This is a genomic window from Skermanella sp., from assembly GCF_059503625.1.
Window position 1 is genome coordinate 1 of sequence record NZ_JCACHA010000253.1, and the last position, 3,153, is coordinate 3,153.

At 65.1% G+C, this 3,153-nt stretch carries 3 protein-coding genes; 1 reads left to right on the forward strand and 2 read right to left on the reverse strand.

From position 1 onward, the window contains the following. The coding region (locus tag AC5JJ6_RS06065) for an SDR family NAD(P)-dependent oxidoreductase (protein WP_496041181.1) at nt 1-555 on the reverse strand (555 nt) is incomplete at its 3' end. Between the two features lie 26 nt (nt 556-581). Beyond that, nucleotides 582-1,379: an oxidoreductase gene (locus AC5JJ6_RS06070; RefSeq protein WP_496041182.1), complete on the reverse strand. Its 798-nt coding sequence runs from the start codon at nt 1,377-1,379 to the stop codon at nt 582-584. A gap of 76 nt (nt 1,380-1,455) precedes the next feature. Between AC5JJ6_RS06070 and AC5JJ6_RS06075 the strand changes: the two genes are divergently transcribed. Continuing rightward, a complete protein-coding gene (locus AC5JJ6_RS06075; RefSeq protein WP_496041183.1) occupies nt 1,456-3,120 on the forward strand; it encodes an IS1182 family transposase in 1,665 nt (554 codons plus the stop codon). The last annotated feature ends 33 nt before the right edge of the window (nt 3,121-3,153 follow it).

The window sequence follows — 3,153 nt, forward strand, 5'->3', positions numbered from 1 at the left end:
GTTCACCGTGATCCTGCGTGGCCCCAGGTCGCGTGCCCAGCCACAACTGTAGGCCGCAACCGCCGCCTTCGAGGCGAGATAGTCCGCGATCCCGGGAAAGGCTGCGCGATGGCTGGCGCCGGCTGTGCTGACGGACACGATGCGGCCGCCGTCGCTCAGCAACGGAATGGCCGCTCGGACGGTGCTCACCACGCCCTTGACGTTGATGTCCAGCTGCCGGTCGAAGGCCACCAGGTCGGCGGCGGGATCGCCGGCAAAGCCGGTCACGAACACGCCTGCTGAATTGACCAGGATATCGAGGCGGTTAAAGGCTCCGTGCGCTGCCTTCACCAGGGCTTCGACCTCCGAGGCGACAGCCTGGTCGGCCTTGATGGCGACGGCACGCCGGCCGCAGGCCTCGACTTCCCGAACCACCTGGTCGGCCTGCTCCTTGGAGGAGCCGTAGCTGAATACGATGTCGGCGCCGTTTTTGGCCAGCCGATGAACGACGGCGGCGCCGATGCCCCGTGAACCGCCGGTGACGAGGGCGACCTTGCCCGAAAGGGTCTGAGTCATGGTCCTGTGCTTTCGCTAATGGCGCTTCAGGCGCTCTGCAGCCGAGCGGGAAGGTTCGCTATGGGATAGTCGAGGTAACCTTCGGCACCCTGCGTGAACCAGGTTTCGCGATCGTCCGGGACCAGCGGCAGGCCCTCGGCGAGACGACGCGGGAAGTCGGGGTTGGAGATGAAGAAACGGCCGAAAGTCACGGCATCGCCGATGCCGGCGTCCAGGTCCGCCTGGGCCCGCGCCGCATCGAAATCGGAGTTCAGCAGCACCGGTCCCCTGAAGGCGGCGCGGATCAAGGGCGCCAGCGGCGGCAAATAGCCGACGCCGAAGGTGCCGTCGAGCGGCGGCTCCCGCAGTTCCAGATGCGCGATCCCGATGGAGGATAGCTCCTCTGCCGCAGCAATGAACAAAGGCAGGGGATCACTGTCGCGCACGCCCTGTGTCTCGCCGTTGGGCGACAGGCGGACGCCGACCCGGTCGGCGCCCACCGCGCCCGATACGGCCTGCGCCACCTCGCGCAGAAAGCGGACCCGGTTGGCAATCGAGCCGCCATACTCGTCGTCGCGAAAGTTGGCGCTGTCGCGCAGGAACTGGTCGATCAGGTAGCCATTGGAGGCGTGGAGCTGGACGCCGTCAAATCCGGCCTCCATCGCGTTGCAGGCGGCTGTCTGGAAGTCCTTCAGAATGCCCGGGATCTCATCGCGGCGCAGAGCGCGTGCCGCCGTGTAGGGCTGCTTGCCGGCGTAGGTGTGAGCGCCGCCGGGCGCGGTCGTGGCGGAGGACGAAACCGGCTGCGCGCCGCCGAGGAAGCTCGGGTGGACGACCTGGCCCATGTGCCAAAGCTGATACTGTTGGTCATTCGGTGAGATCGGCGTATTGAGACATGGAACCCCTTGAAGGAGGGAAGCAATGTCGATGCGCCCATCGCCGATTGAGCCTGTTCCCGAGGAAACTGCCCGGATCGCCCGGGCGGCATTCCGCAAAGGCAACCTGTTGATGCGGATCCGCGATGAAATCGGGGTTCTGTATGAGGATCAGATGTTCGCCAGCTTGTATGATGCGCGCGGTCAGCTGGCGATAGCACCCTGGCGCCTGGCTCTGGTCACCGTGTTTCAGTTCCTCGAAAACCTGTCCGACCGGCAGGCGGCCGAGGCGGTGCGCGGTCGGATCGACCTGAAGTACGCCTTGAGCCTGGAGCTTGAGGATGCGGGCTTCGACTTCTCCGTTCTCTGTGAGTTCAGAGGCCGTCTGCTTGCCGGAGGACAAGATCAGAACCTGCTCGAGGTCATGCTGGAGCACCTGCGCGAGCGCGGCCTGGTCAAGGCGCGCGGCAGGCAGCGCACCGACTCCACTCACGTTCTGGCGGCAATCCGCACCCTCAACCACCTGGAACTGGTCGGCGAGACGATGCGGACCGCACTTAGCGCCATCGCGACGTCCGCTCCGCGGTGGCTGATCGAGCACAACCGGCCGGACTGGGCGGAGCGCTATGGCGCCCGGGTCGAGCAGTACCGTCTTCCCAAAGGCGAGGCTGCCCGCCAGGCTCTGGGCGAGGCGATTGGCGCCGATGGCCATGACCTGCTGGCCGCCCTCTTCGCCGAAAGGCAGCGGTTCTGGCTGTGCCGGCTGCCCGCGGTCGAGAGGCTGCGGATCATCTGGATCCAGCAATTCTATCACGACCAGGGCCAAGTGCGCTGGCGTCGCCCAGTTGACCAGCCGCCGGTCAACCAACGCCTTCACTCACCCTATGATCCCGACGCCCGCTACGCCAAAAAGCGCGATACCAGCTGGATCGGCTACAAGGTTCATTTGACCGAAACCTGCGAGGCGGATCGGCCGAACCTGATCACGGATGTCCAGACCACTGCGGCGGGAACGCCGGACGGGGCGGTGACGGCAGCGGTTCAGAGCGCTCTCGCCGCGCGTGGATTGCTGCCGGAAACCCACGTGGTCGATGCCGGCTATGTCGATGCCGCCCTGCTGGTCGCGAGCCAGGTTGATCATGCCATCGATCTGCTCGGTCCGGTCGCGCTGGATCATGGCTGGCGGGCTCACAATGAACAGGGCTTCGATCTCAGTGCTTTCACGATCGCCTGGTCCGACCGGGTCGCCCACTGCCCGGCCGGCCAGACCAGCCGGGATTGGTCGGAAACCTGCGACAAGCGGGGCACTCCCCTGGTTCACATTACTTTTGCTCCGGCGACATGCGCCGCCTGCCCAAACCGGCCCTTGTGCACGCCGTCACCTCCCGGTAAGCGCAACCGCCCCCGCAGCCTGGTTGTCCGCCGCCAACCTGAGCATGAAGCCTTGCAGGCGCGGCGAGTCGAGCAGAAAAGCGAAAGCTGGAAGAAACGATATTCCTGTCGTGCCGGGATCGAAGGCACTCTGTCGCAGGGCATTCGAGGCTTCGGATTGCGCCGCTGCCGTTATGTTGGACACGCCAAAACCCACCTCCAGCACCTCTTCACCGCAGCAGCCATCAACCTCGCCCGCCTCGACGCATGGCTCCAGGGCAACCTTCGCGCACAAACGCGACAGTCAAAACTCACCGCCTTGGTCTCAAATGCCGCATGAGGTTAATGTCGGAAAGTGACCAACAGTATCAAA

Bases quoted from the DNA above. Each gene is read 5' to 3' on its own strand.
- AC5JJ6_RS06070 (WP_496041182.1), bottom strand. From the start codon at position 1,379: ATGGGCCAGGTCGTCCACCCGAGCTTCCTCGGCGGCGCGCAGCCGGTT.
- AC5JJ6_RS06075 (WP_496041183.1), top strand. From the start codon at position 1,456: ATGTCGATGCGCCCATCGCCGATTGAGCCTGTTCCCGAGGAAACTGCC.